At 53.5% G+C, this 15,499-nt stretch carries 14 protein-coding genes and 1 pseudogene; 6 read left to right on the top strand and 9 right to left on the bottom strand.

The features are described from left to right. A partial coding sequence (locus ABQ298_16130; protein ID MEQ9825913.1) for a TraR/DksA C4-type zinc finger protein occupies positions 1–225 on the top strand: 225 nt, incomplete at its 5' end. Positions 226–297: 72 nt separating this feature from the next. Here ABQ298_16130 and ABQ298_16135 read toward each other — a convergent pair. The 8 genes and pseudogenes from ABQ298_16135 to ABQ298_16170 form a co-directional block, all read right to left on the bottom strand. Then, positions 298–1,740 (bottom strand): annotated as a pseudogene (locus tag ABQ298_16135) (alpha-amylase family glycosyl hydrolase). 39 nt (positions 1,741–1,779) lie between these two features. Continuing rightward, positions 1,780–3,633, bottom strand: a complete 1,854-nt coding sequence (locus tag ABQ298_16140) for a glycoside hydrolase family 13 protein (GenBank protein MEQ9825914.1) — start codon at positions 3,631–3,633, stop codon at positions 1,780–1,782. A 120-nt stretch (positions 3,634–3,753) separates the two neighbouring features. Next, entirely contained in the window at positions 3,754–6,501 is a 2,748-nt protein-coding gene (locus ABQ298_16145; GenBank protein ID MEQ9825915.1) for a TonB-dependent receptor, read from the bottom strand. A gap of 284 nt (positions 6,502–6,785) precedes the next feature. Then, on the bottom strand, positions 6,786–7,313 hold the full coding sequence (locus ABQ298_16150; protein ID MEQ9825916.1) for an ATP-binding protein: 528 nt from the start codon (positions 7,311–7,313) through the stop codon (positions 6,786–6,788). Between the two features lie 21 nt (positions 7,314–7,334). After that, positions 7,335–7,457: a hypothetical protein gene (locus ABQ298_16155; protein ID MEQ9825917.1), complete on the bottom strand. Its 123-nt coding sequence runs from the start codon at positions 7,455–7,457 to the stop codon at positions 7,335–7,337. A 117-nt stretch (positions 7,458–7,574) separates the two neighbouring features. After that, positions 7,575–8,537 (bottom strand): hypothetical protein, encoded by a 963-nt coding sequence (locus ABQ298_16160; protein ID MEQ9825918.1) that lies wholly within the window; start codon positions 8,535–8,537, stop codon positions 7,575–7,577. After that, positions 8,530–9,534 carry a ligase-associated DNA damage response exonuclease gene (locus tag ABQ298_16165; GenBank protein ID MEQ9825919.1) on the bottom strand — a complete coding sequence of 335 codons (1,005 nt, stop codon included), beginning with the start codon at positions 9,532–9,534 and terminating at the stop codon, positions 8,530–8,532. The genes ABQ298_16160 and ABQ298_16165 overlap by 8 nt, the downstream gene beginning before the upstream one ends. Before the next feature lie 96 nt (positions 9,535–9,630). Further along, positions 9,631–10,857: an NADP-dependent isocitrate dehydrogenase gene (locus ABQ298_16170; protein MEQ9825920.1), complete on the bottom strand. Its 1,227-nt coding sequence runs from the start codon at positions 10,855–10,857 to the stop codon at positions 9,631–9,633. 243 nt (positions 10,858–11,100) lie between these two features. On the opposite strand from ABQ298_16170, the gene ABQ298_16175 reads away from it, so the two are divergent. The 3 genes from ABQ298_16175 (at position 11,101) to ABQ298_16185 (ending at position 12,678) form a co-directional block, all read left to right on the top strand. Continuing rightward, the gene (locus tag ABQ298_16175; protein MEQ9825921.1) at positions 11,101–11,700 is read left to right on the top strand and encodes a DUF4202 domain-containing protein; all 600 of its coding nucleotides are present in this window, start codon (positions 11,101–11,103) and stop codon (positions 11,698–11,700) included. Positions 11,701–11,796: 96 nt separating this feature from the next. Then, on the top strand, positions 11,797–12,183 hold the full coding sequence (locus ABQ298_16180) for a CoA-binding protein (GenBank protein MEQ9825922.1): 387 nt from the start codon (positions 11,797–11,799) through the stop codon (positions 12,181–12,183). Between the two features lie 75 nt (positions 12,184–12,258). Further along, the gene (locus ABQ298_16185; protein ID MEQ9825923.1) at positions 12,259–12,678 is read left to right on the top strand and encodes a Dabb family protein; all 420 of its coding nucleotides are present in this window, start codon (positions 12,259–12,261) and stop codon (positions 12,676–12,678) included. Positions 12,679–12,717: 39 nt separating this feature from the next. Here ABQ298_16185 and ABQ298_16190 read toward each other — a convergent pair whose 3' ends face one another. Next, a complete protein-coding gene (locus ABQ298_16190) occupies positions 12,718–12,942 on the bottom strand; it encodes a hypothetical protein (protein MEQ9825924.1) in 225 nt (74 codons plus the stop codon). 275 nt (positions 12,943–13,217) lie between these two features. On the opposite strand from ABQ298_16190, the gene ABQ298_16195 reads away from it, so the two are divergent. Together ABQ298_16195 and ABQ298_16200 are read left to right on the top strand one after the other, a co-directional pair. Further along, complete coding sequence (locus ABQ298_16195; GenBank protein ID MEQ9825925.1) at positions 13,218–13,910, top strand: hypothetical protein; 693 nt, start codon at positions 13,218–13,220, stop codon at positions 13,908–13,910. Between the two features lie 33 nt (positions 13,911–13,943). Continuing rightward, on the top strand, positions 13,944–15,389 hold the full coding sequence (locus ABQ298_16200) for a glycosyltransferase (protein MEQ9825926.1): 1,446 nt from the start codon (positions 13,944–13,946) through the stop codon (positions 15,387–15,389). The last annotated feature ends 110 nt before the right edge of the window (positions 15,390–15,499 follow it).

Here is a 15,499-nt window from a genome sequence, read left to right on the forward strand (position 1 = left end):
GTGTTGGAAGAAGGATATCAGGTGCTTTCGAAGGAAGAAAATGGACGGCTTGCAGCCCGTCAACAAAAGTTTATCAACAACCTTGAAAATGCTTTGATTCGCATCGAAAACAAAACCTATGGCATTTGCAGGGTTACAGGCAAACTGATTCCAAAAGAACGGCTGCGCATTGTGCCACACGCCACACTAAGTATCGAAGCAAAACTTCAACAACCCAGAGCTTGATTTTAAGCTTGCAGTGGAAGAGTTTTCCTATGAAAATCGCAACTAATATTCCCTTTTTGATCAGGCTTTAAAAGGCACCGGGATATAGTCAAAAATACTGGTGCGTGAGGGCTGACCAAATCCGGCTGCTTCACTTCCATCCTCTCCAAGCTCCTGAGCAAAATACAGCAACGTGGGGGAGGTTCCGAGGGTGGCAGAGAGCACCATCAGAGGCAGCCCGCGAAACGCATCTCCCGCAAACTCGGGTGACGCGATGCGCTGCTCATCGTGATTCTCCAGAAAATGCAGCATGTGATGTTCAATGTCTGCCTTGGCATCCTGAATTTCAGCGATACGCATGGGATCAGCCTCACCGTGCAAAATGGCCTTCAAGGTATCGTAAAGGTCCACCTTGTCATAGAGGTAGTCCATCTTTCCAATCTGCAGGTATTTCCGGTAAAGCTCTGGCTGATATACCTCTGCCAGCAGGAGCGCATCCGGTTTGCGCATCTTGATCGATGCATTCAGGTAGCTCCAGAACTCCACAGGTACCATCTCCGCCATGTCGAAACGAAATCCATCCACCCCGCGATCCAGCCAAAAATGCACGATGTCCCGAAACTTCTCCCAGGAGTTCGGCACTTGCTTGTCACTCCAGAATGCGTGGTGATGCTCATAGCCCAGCTCCGCATCGCTTTGCGGCAATTCGGGAAAATCGATGCTCCCGTCGGGACGCACCCCATAATTGATCTTTACAGTTTCGTACCAGTCGTCAGCAGTGGGTTTGGCCATCCGGGCACCGTTGCCAGTCCACTTCGCAGGATTTTCGTCAAAACGTCCGTCGGCAAGCACATGTGCAGTCCCTCCAAGCGGACGAAGGGACTCTGGTAAATCCGGAACTTCAAAGGCCTGCCCTGGAAGATAATAAAAATTGTTGTCACTCGCATATTCGACACTCACATCATCATTCATCCCAAAATCCACCACACCTTCAGGATTATTCAGCCCTTCATAACGGCGCGCAACGTGATTGGGAACGATGTCGATGAGCACCTTCATGCCATGCCGATGGGTGCGTCTCACCAACGCATCAAATTCGGCCAGACGCTGCTCCGGTTCCACTGCAAGATCCGGATTCACCTGATAGTAGTCCTTCACGGCATAAGGCGAGCCCGCACGGCCCTTCACCACATCAGGATCATCGGATGTGATTCCATAGCGCTCATAGTCCCCCACCAGCGCGTGGTGCAACACACCCGTATACCAGATGTGAGTGGTGCCGAGTTCGCGAATTCCCTCAAGCGCAGCATCGGTGAAATCCGCAAATTTCCCCACTCCATTTTGTGTTTTGGTACCCCAGGGAACCCATTCGCTCTGGGTGTTGCCAAAGAGACGCGTAAACACCTGATAGATGACAAGCTTCTCTCCGGGATCGCATTTTTCCGCATCAGGTTCAGCAGTGAGTATCGACGGTTGCCATGGTACAACTGCGGCGACAAGAAGCGTGCCGAGCATTGCATGGGAAGTGGATCTCATTTTTGTCCGCATTGTCATAAATGGTGTTGCTCCCGAAGTCTATCTGCGCAGCTCCAGAATGAGTGGCTGCTGCGGGGAAAGTGTAAGTGCTTCACCCAAATGCACTTCTTTTTCATCGATCACATCGTAGGCACTCTGGTAGCCGTTCAGGATTTCATCAAAACGCGCAAGGTCGAGCCTGTGAACTTGCAAATTTTTGTTCAACACCACCATGACCGCCGAATTCGGATCGTGACGAACATAGACGTAGCATCCTTCTTCCGGACCAAAATGCACGAGATCTCCGGTATGGATCACGGGCTGATTCTTTCTCCAGCGCAGCAGTTTGCGGGTGAACTCCAGATTGCGTGCCTGTCGCTCCGAAAGGTTAAGTCCGGTGAAGACATTCGTCACGTCCCCTTTCCATCCCCCCGGGAAATCATTGCGGATGTGTCCATGACTGTCGCTCTCATAGTGCGTCATGAGGATTTCATCACCATAGTAAATTTGTGGAATGCCGCGCATTGTCATCAGCCAGACAAATGCATTTCGGTAGGCATTTTCATCACTCCCCACCTCCATGTAATATCGCGGAGTATCGTGGTTGCCAAGAAAGGTCACCAGATTCATTGGGTCGGGATATAGAAAATCATTGGAGAGTGCTTCGTAGAGGCGCATCAAGCCCTGGCCCCAAGCCTCCTCCTGCTGGAACGCATCCTTGATCGCCTGCTGCATCGGAAAATCAATCAGCGATGGAAGGTTGCCCTGATATCCATCCTGATTCACCTTGCCACGCTGCCAATAGGCCAAGGTGAGTGGATTCACCGACCATTCCTCGCCGGTAATGGTGAAGTTCGGATACTCCTCAAGAATGCGTGCGCACCAGCGGGACATGGCGTGTTTATCGGGATACGGGTAGGTATCCATGCGGATGCCGCCCAGACCAAGCGTTTCGATCCACCAGATGCTGTTGATCGTCATGTAGTCTGCGAGCAAGGGATGACTGAGATTGAGATCGGGCATGGAGGGAACAAACCATCCTTCCCGCATGCGAAGGGTATCCCGTTGCGATGCGTAGGGATCCTGATTGGTCGTTCGCAGATGATTGGTTTCCTGATAGGATTCAACATGGTTGATCCAGTCTGGATCTGGAAGATCCTCCATCCACCAGTGATACAGTCCGCAGTGGTTGAGCACCATGTCCATGATAAGCTTGATCCCGCGCGAACGCGCCAGCCGGGCCAGTTCCTCATAGTTCTGCAAGGTTCCCAGTCGGGGATCCACCTTATAAAAATCCGTAATCGCGTAGCCGTGATAGGAGGATTCCTGCATGTCGTTCTCGAGCACTGGATTCAGCCACAGGGCCGTGATGCCAAGGTCCTGCACATAGTCGAGATGCTCGATAATACCCGCAAGATCTCCACCATGACGCCCGTAGCGTTCGCCACGATTTACCTTGGTTTCCCGCATCCCGGGAACCGAGTCATTAGACGGATCGCCGTTGGCAAATCGGTCCGGCATCAGAAGGTAGATCACATCCGAGCTGTCAAAGCCCTTGCGCTGAGATGCGTTGGGATCGCGCAGTCGCAGGGAATACGCAAGGTGCTCGACGCTGCCATCCTTTGCGTCGTGCAGCTCGATTTCGAATTCTCCAGGGGCGGCAACTTCACCTACATGCAGGTATAAAAAGAGATAATTTGCACTGTTCACCCGTTCCACGCGTTCGATGCGAATCCCCTCGGCGTGAATTTCCGGGGTCTTTTTCCCCACTTCGGGGCCATACAGCATCAACTGAAAAACGGGTTCATTCATGCCAACCCACCAATGGGCGGGTTCCACGCGCTCAACGGAAGCGGAGTTCAGGGTCGTGAATACACAGAGCAGTGAAGAAAGGCAGCAGAGGATGAGTTTCATGGTCAGTCAGCTGGGATTCGAGAGAAAATTGAGTAGAGACAAACAGCCACTGGCATCATTTCCAGTGGCTGTTTAGGTTCGACAGAGTCGGCTGCGGAATTCGCTCTTGCCGATTTTCGGTTATTTGAACTTGTAGGAAATGCCGAGCGAATACTGGGCACCGTAGAGCTGATAGTTGCGAACCAGGCGGGTATCCCCGTTGTCCACGCCAAAGAGCGGCTCGTCCGTCAGATTGTAGGCCTGGAATGTGATCGACAGTCCATCAAACTTGCTTCCGTCCTGAAAGCTGTAACCCATCTGCGCGTCGACCACCGTTTCGGCCTGCAATTCGCGGAAGTTTTCGCCGCGAGGTCCAAAGGTGGAGATGTCGCCGCGATATTCCGAACGGTAACGACTGCTCACACGGGCAGAAAAACCTCCCTTTTCATAATACAGCGTTGTATTGACCACGTATTTGGACAGCCCCGGAATCTCCTGCGTATTGCCCGGTGAAGTCTCAATGTTACTCTGGGTCATCGACGCACCCACGATCAGCCCAAATCCTTTGAGCGCACTGGTCAACTTTTCACCCGGCATGGAGAGGGTCGCTTCCAAGCCCCAAAGACGACCACCTTCGCCATTGACCGGAGCCGTGCGATAGCCCTGGAAAATGGCAGGCACTACATTCGAATTTGTGTCGTATCCGGTGAAGTCACTCAGAACCTGTTCATCGTAGGTGTAGCTCACCAGGTCCTTATAGAAGGCATTCAAGGCCCAATACCCACGACCGTCCTCAAAATAATTCTCGTAGGTCAGGTCGAATGAATTGGAACGCCAGGGTTCAAGCTTCGTATTTCCACCGCTTCCGCTCCAGGGACTGTTCTGCACATCCGTGGAAAGGTAAAGTGCCTGATTGAATCCGTAGTTCGAATTCGCCCGCATGTCCACCATCTCCTGCCGGGCCAACTGACGCGCTGCACTGAACCGCACCTTGCGCCATTCGTCGAAGTTGAAGATCAGGTTGAGGCTCGGTACAAAATCCCAGTAATCATGCTGATCTTCCACTGCAATCAGGGTGACACCGTTGGCGGAAAATCCCGACGCACTCTGGTCCGACTTCACAACCTGCGCACCGATGTTTCCGGTGATGAAGCGTCCCCCACGCGTTTCCTTTTCAAAATCCGCCTGGATGTAAAATGTGGTCACCTTCTCGGTCACGTCGAAGTTGTTGGCCGCCTCATTGATGTTCGCGTTGGGGATGAGGTCATAGTATCCACTGTTCCACAGCGCGCGGGAATCGTAGCTATACATGCCGTCAAAACCGAGGAAATCGAGCTTGGTCACCCCGATGGAGGGTGGCAAATCTGCAGAGGTTGCACCATTAGGCAACGCCAGGAACCATCCTTCGAGTCCGTTCGGTCCCGCTTCCACCTCCCATTTGTTGCGACGCGTATAGGCGACCCCAAAATCAAGCCCGCGCAGTAGCCCGTCGTATTCGTGTTTTGCGGAAACACGGTACTGCTTGAGATCGTCCTCGGCGATCGGTCCCTTGAAGAACCCGACCTGTCCGCCCGGCACCTGATCGCCACCCCAGCCCTGCGGGCTGGAGAGTTTGATCACGTTCGGATCGGTGTAGTCAACGCTCGACGTGAAGCGAACCCCGTCGTCCGTCATGCGAAAGCCCAGACTGTCGGCAGTTCCCGTCTGATTTTCACCCGAACCGGAGTAGGTTTCCAAAACGTTGTCCTTGCGTTCCATCTTGGAGTTGCTCAGGTCAAGCTCGAGCACCCATCCCGAACCATCACCAAAGCGCAGGTTCCAACCAAAATTCTTCAGATCTGCATCCCGCCAGACGTTGTCATTGCGCATCACCGCAAACACATTGTTAAACGTACCCGAGGTCACCAACCCATTGTCTACAGTGTATCCGGGCTGCAGCTGAGCACCGCTCCACCACAAGGGGAGTTCCAGCCCGCGCAGGATCTGGGTTTCCTTGAAGTCCGAAATGAACACATCCAGCACCGTGTGGAAGTAGCGATTCGGGCGAAACTCAAGCACACCCATGTACGTCTTGCGCTTCAGTTCGCTCGAGCGAACAAAGGGTTTCGCTCCGCCGATCACAAAATCTCCGTCGCCGGTCTCCGGGTATCCCCAGGCTTCCCATTGCTCACCCTGACCCGCCTGATCTGTGTTCGAGTATCCGATCGCAATTCCAAGCGTATCATCCAGAAACTGGTCTGCATAGTTGAGGGAATACTTCATGCCCGTATCTTCAGAATCCGGATTGAGTTTCCCCAAGCTCGCTTTTTCGAAAAAAATGTTCGTCGCGAGCAGTCGCTTGTCCAGCGAGAGCGGACGGATGGTCTGCATGTTAATGGTCCCGGCCAATCCCTGACCGATCAGGTTCGGTGTTGTGGTTTTGTAAACGGTAACTCCGTTCATCAGTTCAGCCGGATACTGGTCAAACTCTACAGAACGGTCTCCCGAGGTGCTCACCTGCTGACGCCCATTGAGCAGACCGGTGCTGAAGTCCCCTTCCAGTCCTCGAATCACGATGCCCTGCGCACGGGAATTGATGCGCTGAGTCGTCAAGCCCGGCAATCTCGCAAGCGACTCGGCGATACTGGAGTCAGGCAATTTTCCGATATCTTCAGCGACGATCATTTCGACAATCACCGGTTGTGTTCGCTTCACAACTGCAGCGGCAGCGAGTGAGTCCGCAAATCCAGCTGTAACTTCAAAAGCTTCCAGTTCGTAGATGTCCGCTTCACTTTCAGTTGTCTGAGCGGAAAGGACCGATACGGCCGTCAGGCCAAGCAGCCCTGCCCAAAAGCAGCGCTGCCGAAAAATTCCCGACCAATTCGTGGGTTTCAGTCTATCAGAATTCATTTGTTTCTAGTGGTTTTCAGTAGGTACTCCCGCCTCCCTCGTGTGACCGATACAAAGCAACTCATGGGTGGGGTATAGAGTACGATACAAGTTTTTATGGAGTAAGCCGACATTCCAACAATGGGGCTGAAATCCCGGAACTTCCTAACTCTCGCACACCCCAACTTGCTTTACTAGGAGCGAGTTTTTGAGAAAACTGATATTAGTACGACAAAACTTAGCTCACCGCGCAGAGCATGCTTTTCGCCGATTTCCCAGTATGATCAAGAATGCTTTATCCCGCTTCAGAACTGGGTTTTGAACTGCGAGGTATCGATAAACGAGTGCGTAAATACCGGGCGATCCTCAGTGCCATAGTAGCTGTTGAAGGCTTCATAATCGATGAATTTTCCCTCATCCCTCGGATTTGCCCTCGCCCGCAAACGCGCTTTGCGCTCTTTGGGTTCGCAATAGACATACACGACACTCACGCGACTCTGCAGTCGCTCACTCACCTGCTCGGGCCAGTCGTCGATGCGCAGCTCACGTGTGAAGGGTCCGACAATCACCACGTCACAATGAGCGAGATTTTCTTTCGCAATATCAAACAACGTCTCGTAAATCGCCTCGCGAAAGTGCTCCTTGAACACCTCACTGTCGCGATCCATGGGATCATGTCCCGCCATTTTCAGTCCGGCCATCACCAGTCGCTCTGAACAGGTATCAATATCCAGCAGAACCGCATGCTGCGCATTTGCCAGTGCACGCGCGTAGGTGGATTTACCCGAACCCGGGCTCCCACAGATGATCGTGGCTCGTTTGGAATGTTTCAAAGCGGTGTGGAATCCGTTCCCTCAGGCATGAATGCCGATGGGAGCGGTGAAATTCTGTTGGAGATAGCGGATGAGCGGTTCGTCAGTCAGAGTTTTTCCACTGACAACCTTGACCCGTTCCTGACTGAAATAGCGATGTTTCATTCCAGGAACATGATCCTTCAACCACAGTATTATCGACACAATAGTACCTTTTTTAATTTTTTTTACAAGCAACAGATCCGAAAGCTGCATCACCCATGCTCACACAGGGGGTACACTCTACTTTTCCACCGGATTTGCCCGCAGGAAAGCATCCAGATCTTCCACTATTTCCACCGCTGCTCCCCATCGAATGCCGCACATGACCTCTTGTTCCAGCGCAATACCACACTTGCGTCGGGGAGCCGACTTCACGGCAGAAAATTCCACCTCGACCACCAGCTTTTTTTCGAACTCCACGATGGGACCGCGTCCTCCGCTTGTGTGATCCCGCATCCGGTCCTCAAGGCGCACGGCTTCCAGTTCGTCAACCCATGCAGGTGCCACCTTTACGATGGGCAGCCAGCGCTCCTGAACATCCTTCAGGCCCAACGTCCAGCTCAACCAGCCCGCCCCCCCTCTCGCTTTCTCTCCGTACATCAACACCATGCTCCAGGAACGTCGCGGACTCTGTTTTGCCGCATTCACACGCACTCTGAGTTCCCGCACCAGCGGTTCAAGCGCAGCATTCTGCTCAGCCCCCGGTGGCAGAGACTCCAGCAAGACCTGTGGACGGATGTTCCAGTCGTTCCCTTTCACAAAAACCTGAAGAAACAGCCAACGCTGCGCCTCACACATCCCATCAAGCACATCCGCGATCTGCGATTCAGCATGTTGCTCCAGGGATTTCATGCGTTGCGACAATCGCTCCCAGTCCACCTCCCTTCCATCAGAATCACCCGGCCACAGTGCTGCGATGCTCTCGGCGAGGTCTCCAATGAATTTCTGGCTGTGCTGCAGTTGCCAGGTCGAGATGCGCTCGCACAGCATTGCCTTCAGGCGAGTCGTTCGCACCGGCACTTTCGGAGAACCCAGCAGCAACCATCCCAATACCACCGAGTGCGCAGGATGCAACGTCTCCAGATACTTGCGAAGGTGCGTCCTTCGAATGGCATCGTCATTCGCAAAATATAGTGCTTCAAAAAGCGCAACTACCGGATCCTTCATCCGCGAGCGATGATCAGGATGATAGGAATCATGCATTCCACACCTCCTTCAGATCCAGAACGCGCAAGTCCGTCGACTCCTTTGCCCATTCCCGCAAGGAGTCTGCCGGACCATGCGTCACCCACACTTCTGATGCGCCCGTTGCATGGATGCTCTGACGCAATTCATCCCAATCACAGTGATCCGAAACCACCAGTGGCAAATCCACTCGCCGGGAACGCGCATGCTTGCGAACTGCATTCCAGCCCGATGCACTGCAATACAGCATGCGTCCATCCGGGTTTGCCTGCAATGGCAGTTGCACATGGGGTGGGTTCAACAACAGGGCAGCACGCTCCCTATTTTCCATCTGCCGAAACTCTGCGAGCGGGCGCACTTCCCCCAAATCAACGCCAAAATTTTCATAGACTTCGTTGATCGCCAGTATCGAGCTGTGGGCATAGAGCGGATGTTGCCATCCTGCTGCTCGCAACATTGCGATCAATCGCTGTGCTTTGCCAAGGGAATACACTTCGAGCAGATGTGCACGGTCCGCAAACTGAAGCATGGATTGAAGCAAACGCTCCAGTTCCCACTCCGGATTCGGGAATCGAAACAGTGGGTAGGCAAATGTCGCTTCGGTCAAAAAAACGTCACAGGGCACTGGTTCATAGTCTGCGCAGGTTGGATCTCCACCTCCTCGCTTATAATCACCGGAAACCGCAAGCCGACTCCCCCGATAGTTCAATTGCACCTGCGCACTGCCCATCACATGTCCTGCCGGATAAAAAGTAATCTCCACCTCTCCGAGCGTCAGACTCTCGTGCAAGCGCAGCTCCACCGCACGCTCACAATACTTCGCACCATAGCGCGCCCGCATCAGGGCATGGGTTTCCGGGGTCGCAACTACAGTTGTGTGCCCTGCCCGAGCATGGTCCGCGTGTCCGTGCGTCACTACCGCCGTCGAAACCACCCGAGCGGGATCCACATAAAATCCTCCAGGCTGGACCTTCAGTCCGCTGCGGTCCAGGCATGTCCACATTCTCGGGTGCATGCCAATCCATCATGTCGCCTCTGCTTGTCTGAGCAAAAAAAAACGGAAACGCCATTCGACGTTTCCGTTTCGAAAAAATGGGAAGTGTTTGAGCACTCAGCTGGCACGCTTGCGCTGCAGCCCGGAATCCAGGGCGTCGAGAAAAGCTTCCGTTGTCACCCAGTGCGCATCCGTCATCGCTTTGCCATGAATGCAGAGCGCAAGATCCTTGGTCATGGTTCCCGACTCCACAGTCTCAATGCAAACCGCTTCGAGATCGTGGCAAAACTTCACGAGATCCGCATTGTCATCAAGCTTTCCACGAAATTCCAGTCCTCGCGTCCATGCGAAAATCGACGCAATGGGATTGGTCGAGGTTTTCTTGCCCTGCTGGTGCTGACGGAAATGGCGGGTCACCGTACCATGCGCTGCCTCCGCTTCCATTGTTTTTCCATCCGGGGTCACAAGAGTCGACGTCATCAGTCCCAATGAACCAAATCCCTGCGCAACTGTGTCCGACTGGACGTCACCGTCGTAGTTCTTACAGGCCCAGACAAATCCGCCTTCCCACTTCAAGGCTGCAGCAACCATGTCGTCAATCAGGCGATGCTCGTATACCAGGCCCTCAGCGTCCATCTGCGACTTGAATTCGGTTTCGTAGACTTCCTGAAAGATGTCCTTGAAACGGCCATCATAGCGCTTGAGAATCGTATTCTTGGTGGACATGTAGAGTGGCCACTTCTTGATCAACGCCTGATTGAAACAAGCGCGTGCGAATCCGCGAATCGATTCATCCGTATTGTACATGCACAGGGCGATTCCATCCCCTTCGAACTGGTAGACCTCGTGTTCGATCACACTGCCGTCCTCGCCCTCAAATTTCACGGTCAGCTTTCCTTTTCCCTTGGTCAGAAAATCGGTCGCGCGATACTGGTCGCCGAATGCGTGACGCCCGATGCAGATGGGCTGATTCCAGGTTGTCACCAGGCGCGGAACATTCTTCATGATGATGGGCTCACGAAACACCGTGCCTCCCAGAATATTACGGATGGTTCCATTGGGCGAGCGCCACATCTGCTTGAGTCCAAATTCTTCGACCCGCGCTTCATCGGGCGTGATCGTTGCACACTTGATGCCAACGCCGTGCTGCTGGATCGCTTTTGCAGCGTCCACAGTGATCTGGTCATCCGTCGCATCGCGGGATTCCATGCCCAGGTCATAATACTTGATGTCAAGGTCGAGGTAGGGAAGGATCAATTTTTCCTTGATGAACTTCCAGATGATGCGGGTCATTTCATCCCCGTCCAATTCTACCACCGGATTGGTTACTTTGATTTTAGCCATGATTTGAAGAATAGTGAAGCTACGTTGAGCGAATAAAGAGGGCTTCCTTTGACCACGACCACTACGCGGACAAACGCTCCGGTATCTAGACAAATCCAAGGCTTCGCATCAATCAAGCATCATCGAGCCAACAAAAACAGAAGCACGGTTTATATGCAAAAGCAGTGGGATAAGTGCCTCATTCCTTCTCCGCAGTATGGATCCGGACTTGCCGAAACCCGTCAAAATCTTCAGTTTTGGCTCATGTCGACCGAACGTTTTCAACGCGCCATTGAGGCCTTTGACGCCCTCAACGCAGCGGACCCGAATGAGGTCACCGAACCCAACGGAAATTCGTTGCCTCGGGAATTGCACGACGCCCGTGCAATGAGCCGCTGGATCGATACGCTCTATCCCGATGCCCCTGAGGAGGTTCGACTTGCTGCCCGCTGTCAACACCTTTGCCGCTGGGAAATTCCCCGCAACACCTATCCGGAGGGACGTGCGGGGTATCTGAAATGGCGCAACGATCTGAAACAATTCCACGCAGATCGCAGCGAGCAGGTACTGCGTGAACTCGGATACGAAGAAGCCTTGATCCTTGAGGTGCGCAAGATGAACCTCAAATCCGACTTGTCCCACAATGCCAACGTGCAAGCCATCGAAGACGCACTCTGCCTCGTCTTTCTCGAAACCCAGCTCGAACACTACCTCGACCAATGGACCGATGTCGACAAGGTCATCCGCATCCTCCGGAAAACATGGGGCAAGATGAGTGAGATCGCCAGACGTGCCGCCCTCGAACTTCCGTTGTCGGATCGTGCACGCTCGCTCATCCAGCAGGCTCTTTCGGATCAGGATTAATCCCCGACTTCAGACAACGCCGGGAAATCGATCACTGCCAAACGTGTTCCAACGCTTTGCATTTGCGCTTTATCAGCAGTCGCCTAGCTTATTTGCATGACCACAAACCGCTCAACGGAAACCGTCGCCATCATCGGAGCCAGCGACAAGGAGGGCCGCTACGCCAAACGCGCCCAGGAGCTGCTCATCGAAAAGGGTCATCACGTGATTCCAATCAATCCCGTGAAAACCAGCGTGGGTGGGATTGACGCCTACGCCAGCCTTTCCGATGTTCCCGCCGACCGGCATATCGATACCGTCACCCTTTATGTGCGTCCCGAAATCCTCGAACGCCACCTTCCGTCAATCCTTGATCGGGCAGTGAAACGCGTGATTTTTAACCCCGGCACCGAATCCGAATTGCAACAGGCCGAGCTTGAGCAGGCGGGCATCCACTGCGAACAGGCCTGCACCCTCGTGCTGTTGCGCACGGGGCAGTTCTAGCCCATTTCATTCAAAATCCCGAATATCTGGTTCGCTCCGGTTGCAATCTGAACCTAGCCATCAACACTGCCATCCATGAACACATCCACCCGTCGCCAGTTCCTGTCCACCAGCGCTGCCTTGGGCGCATCCACGCTGTTAACACTGCCAGCCCACGCAGAAGGTGCATCCGCTCCTCTGGCACTTCCGAAGCTTGTCCACATGGTCTACTTCTGGCTCAAGCGTCCGGATTCGGTTGAAGATCGTGAGCAACTGATCCGTGGTATTCGCACGCTGGCCACTATCGAAACGGTAAGAGGACTGCACGTCGGCGTACCTGCCTCTACCGAGAAGCGCGAGGTCGTGGACAATAGTTTCCAAGTCTCGGAAATGCTGTTTTTTGACGATGTCGAAGGACAGAATACCTATCAGGACCACCCGATTCACCAAGCCTTTGTCGAACAGAATTCACACCTTTGGAGCAAGGTCATCGTTTACGATTCAATCGCTCCCTGAGTGACACTCCACGCAGCGACCAACACGGTATCACAGCGTTCACCTGTCACGGCGCCGCAGTACTCTGGCTTGCTGCATCTCCCGTTTTTTCTGCTCAAACTTGTCCTTCTTGCACGAGCAGTACAGGCAGAGATTGCCATGATATCGCAGGGAAATCGCCTCCCATGGATTAAGATTGCGGCGTATTCCGGTCTCCGCGAGTTCCAGCGCACGGGTGCACTGTGGTAACAGCTTTCCAAGAAAATTCAGGGATGGATCGATCATGGCATGTTCACGGGTTCGCCGCGAACCTTGGAAGAATTCTCGCCGAATTCAAGCTGCAACAGGCGTTTTTCACTACGAATGCACGAAGAGCAGATCACTGAGATTGACTCTGGAAAAACCTCCTCAGCCACCGCTTCTGAGGAAAATCCCAAACATCAGTTGCCCCGCGTACCGGGTCATTTAGGCCTCGTCATTTTCTCGAATTCCTGCTGGGTTTTGATTCCCACAATGCCTCACTTTTCCAGGTAATCGCCAACCCACTTTTACGCACTGCCATGTCACAACACAACACTCCATCAAACCGCGGCGTGATCTATGTTTTCTGGGGAGATCAGGCCAAAAAGGAACTCACCCGCAGCCTTGAATCCCTGAAACGACTCCACCCTGAGCTCCCCTACAAGTGCCTGGAACTGCCCGAACAGTCCACCTTGCTCGACAAGGCTCGCGCCATGACACAAACTCCATTTGAATCCACTCTCTTCCTCGATACGGACACCGTGGTGCTTGACCGGCTCGATTTTGGCTTCGAAAAAGCCGAACAGTTCGGACTTGCCTGCTGCATCAATGAGTGTCCCTGGGCACGTCGGTATGCCGACATTGGTGGGGATCAGATCGAATACAATACAGGTGTTCTCTTCTTTACCCGCCAGGCACTGCCCGTATTGGAGCGCTGGAGTTCCTGCTCTGCCAGCATCGATTCATCCATCGTGTTCTACCGGGACAACCAGAAGTGCATCATGCCCAAAAATGATCAGGCCGGGTTCTCGCAGGCAATGACGGACACCGGATTCAATCCATTTGTGCTACCGCTCAACTGGAATTTCCGTCCCTCCTGGCATCGTTCGATGTTTGGCCCCATCAAGGTTTGGCATGACCGTCGCGAGGTTCCGCTTGAAATGCAGTTCTGGAACGAGGATCAGAGCCATCCCGCCTCCATCATCAAATACGTGGAACTCAACAAATCCTAACCCTCATCCACCCGGACACCTGATCGCACAGCCATGAACATCCTTTTTTTCACCCACGCTGAACCCAAGTTTCTGCCCCCCCTCATTCTCGACGCAGATGCCTGTCTCTGTGGTCCCCACTACAATCCCCTGCGCCAGCAGGGGCGCTGGAAATACCTGAATACCCCACGTGGCACTTTTGACGCAAGTGCGCTCATTTCCAAACTTGGACCTTCGCAACAGCCCGATCTGATTCTGGTGCACGCCGACGCCACACGGGCATGCCTGCCCCAAAATCTTCCCCCACAGGTTCGCAAGGTTTTACTGGTGGGAGGGGCCACCCACATTCTCAAAAACCCACTGCAATCCATGATCTCCTATGCGTTGGAGCAGGAGTTCGAAACCGTCGTGGTCTGGAATCGGCACAATGCCCATTTTTTCAGGCAGTTTGGAATTCCAAATGTATTCTGGATGCCAGGATTGATCTTTCAGATTCCCAAAGTACAGGCAGCTCGGGAACGTCGTAACCAACTCTGTTTTTTTGGTCAACTCGGAGACTATCATCCACGCAGAAATCGCATCATCAAGGAACTGCAGCGCCACAAAATCCCCATCGTTGGAGGAAAACTCCCCCGAACCCAATCCCTCGAATTGGCAGCACGCAGTCTGGTTTCCCTGAATATTTCTCTCAATGGTGAACTCAACCTGCGCGTCTTCGAAAGCACCGCAATGGGAGCCTTACTGCTGACCGATCGTTTGACACCACACACGGGCTTTGACCTTCTCTACCAAGACGGAGTTTCGTACCTCGGATACGATGATGTCGAGGATCTGCTGCAGACCATTCATGAACTTTCGAGAAACCCCGACGGCGCCAGACAGATTGCTGCAAACGGAAATGCCATCACCACAGAACACTTCTCCTTTGAGGCCCGCCGAAAAGCATTCTTCGCCCTGCTCGAGAACCACGAAGCACCGTCCATCTTTCGCCTGGAGGATGAACCGCGCTGCCAGCTCCCGCCTGCCGAATCGGAGTATCGCGATTCTCTGGTGTTTCGACTCCAGCTCTATGAACTGCTTCAGGAGCTGCACCGCACCGAGGAGTCTGTCCGGGTACACCTTTCCCAGAGTGTCCACCCCCTCATCCTGTCCGATGCAGGAGATTTGAAGCGGTTATCGCAGCACCTCTTCATCGATCCGGCCTCCTTCGAGGATCACTGGAAATCTGCCATGCAGGAACTCCAAGTCATCAACCTGCATACTGCAGAGCCTGCTGCACTCAGCACAACCCGCTCCGACGTTCTGATCACAAGCATCGAAGACCTGCATCTTCCCGCTGTGCGGCAGGCTATCGAAGATCGAAATCAGCGATTTCTCGTCATTTCCGACTGGTTCACCGATCCCGATGCACGCGTCGAGCGAGCACTGGTCGAACGGGCATATATTCCCCACAAGGAGAGGGTATTTGGACTTTTCGAAGCGGCCTCACCCGATCAATAAACGCGAGGTTGCACACCTCCGATGCGATTCATGAGACACGGGGAGCGGAAAAAACGATCTGGTAATCCACCCTCCCCGATTTTCACTTTCAAGGTCAGTCCACAGCGAGG

The sequence above is a fragment of the Puniceicoccaceae bacterium genome, from assembly GCA_040224245.1.
Classification (GTDB): domain Bacteria; phylum Verrucomicrobiota; class Verrucomicrobiia; order Opitutales; family JAFGAQ01; genus JAKSBQ01.

Coding starts and splice junctions, on each gene's coding strand:
- ABQ298_16140 (MEQ9825914.1), bottom strand. CDS start 3,633: ATGAAACTCATCCTCTGCTGCCTTTCTTCACTGCTCTGTGTATTCACG.
- ABQ298_16145 (MEQ9825915.1), bottom strand. CDS start 6,501: ATGAATTCTGATAGACTGAAACCCACGAATTGGTCGGGAATTTTTCGG.
- ABQ298_16155 (MEQ9825917.1), bottom strand. CDS start 7,457: ATGAAACATCGCTATTTCAGTCAGGAACGGGTCAAGGTTGTCAGTGGA.
- ABQ298_16160 (MEQ9825918.1), bottom strand. CDS start 8,537: ATGCATGATTCCTATCATCCTGATCATCGCTCGCGGATGAAGGATCCG.
- ABQ298_16165 (MEQ9825919.1), bottom strand. CDS start 9,534: ATGCACCCGAGAATGTGGACATGCCTGGACCGCAGCGGACTGAAGGTC.
- ABQ298_16170 (MEQ9825920.1), bottom strand. CDS start 10,857: ATGGCTAAAATCAAAGTAACCAATCCGGTGGTAGAATTGGACGGGGAT.
- ABQ298_16175 (MEQ9825921.1), top strand. CDS start 11,101: ATGTCGACCGAACGTTTTCAACGCGCCATTGAGGCCTTTGACGCCCTC.
- ABQ298_16180 (MEQ9825922.1), top strand. CDS start 11,797: ATGACCACAAACCGCTCAACGGAAACCGTCGCCATCATCGGAGCCAGC.
- ABQ298_16185 (MEQ9825923.1), top strand. CDS start 12,259: ATGAACACATCCACCCGTCGCCAGTTCCTGTCCACCAGCGCTGCCTTG.
- ABQ298_16190 (MEQ9825924.1), bottom strand. CDS start 12,942: ATGATCGATCCATCCCTGAATTTTCTTGGAAAGCTGTTACCACAGTGC.
- ABQ298_16195 (MEQ9825925.1), top strand. CDS start 13,218: ATGTCACAACACAACACTCCATCAAACCGCGGCGTGATCTATGTTTTC.
- ABQ298_16200 (MEQ9825926.1), top strand. CDS start 13,944: ATGAACATCCTTTTTTTCACCCACGCTGAACCCAAGTTTCTGCCCCCC.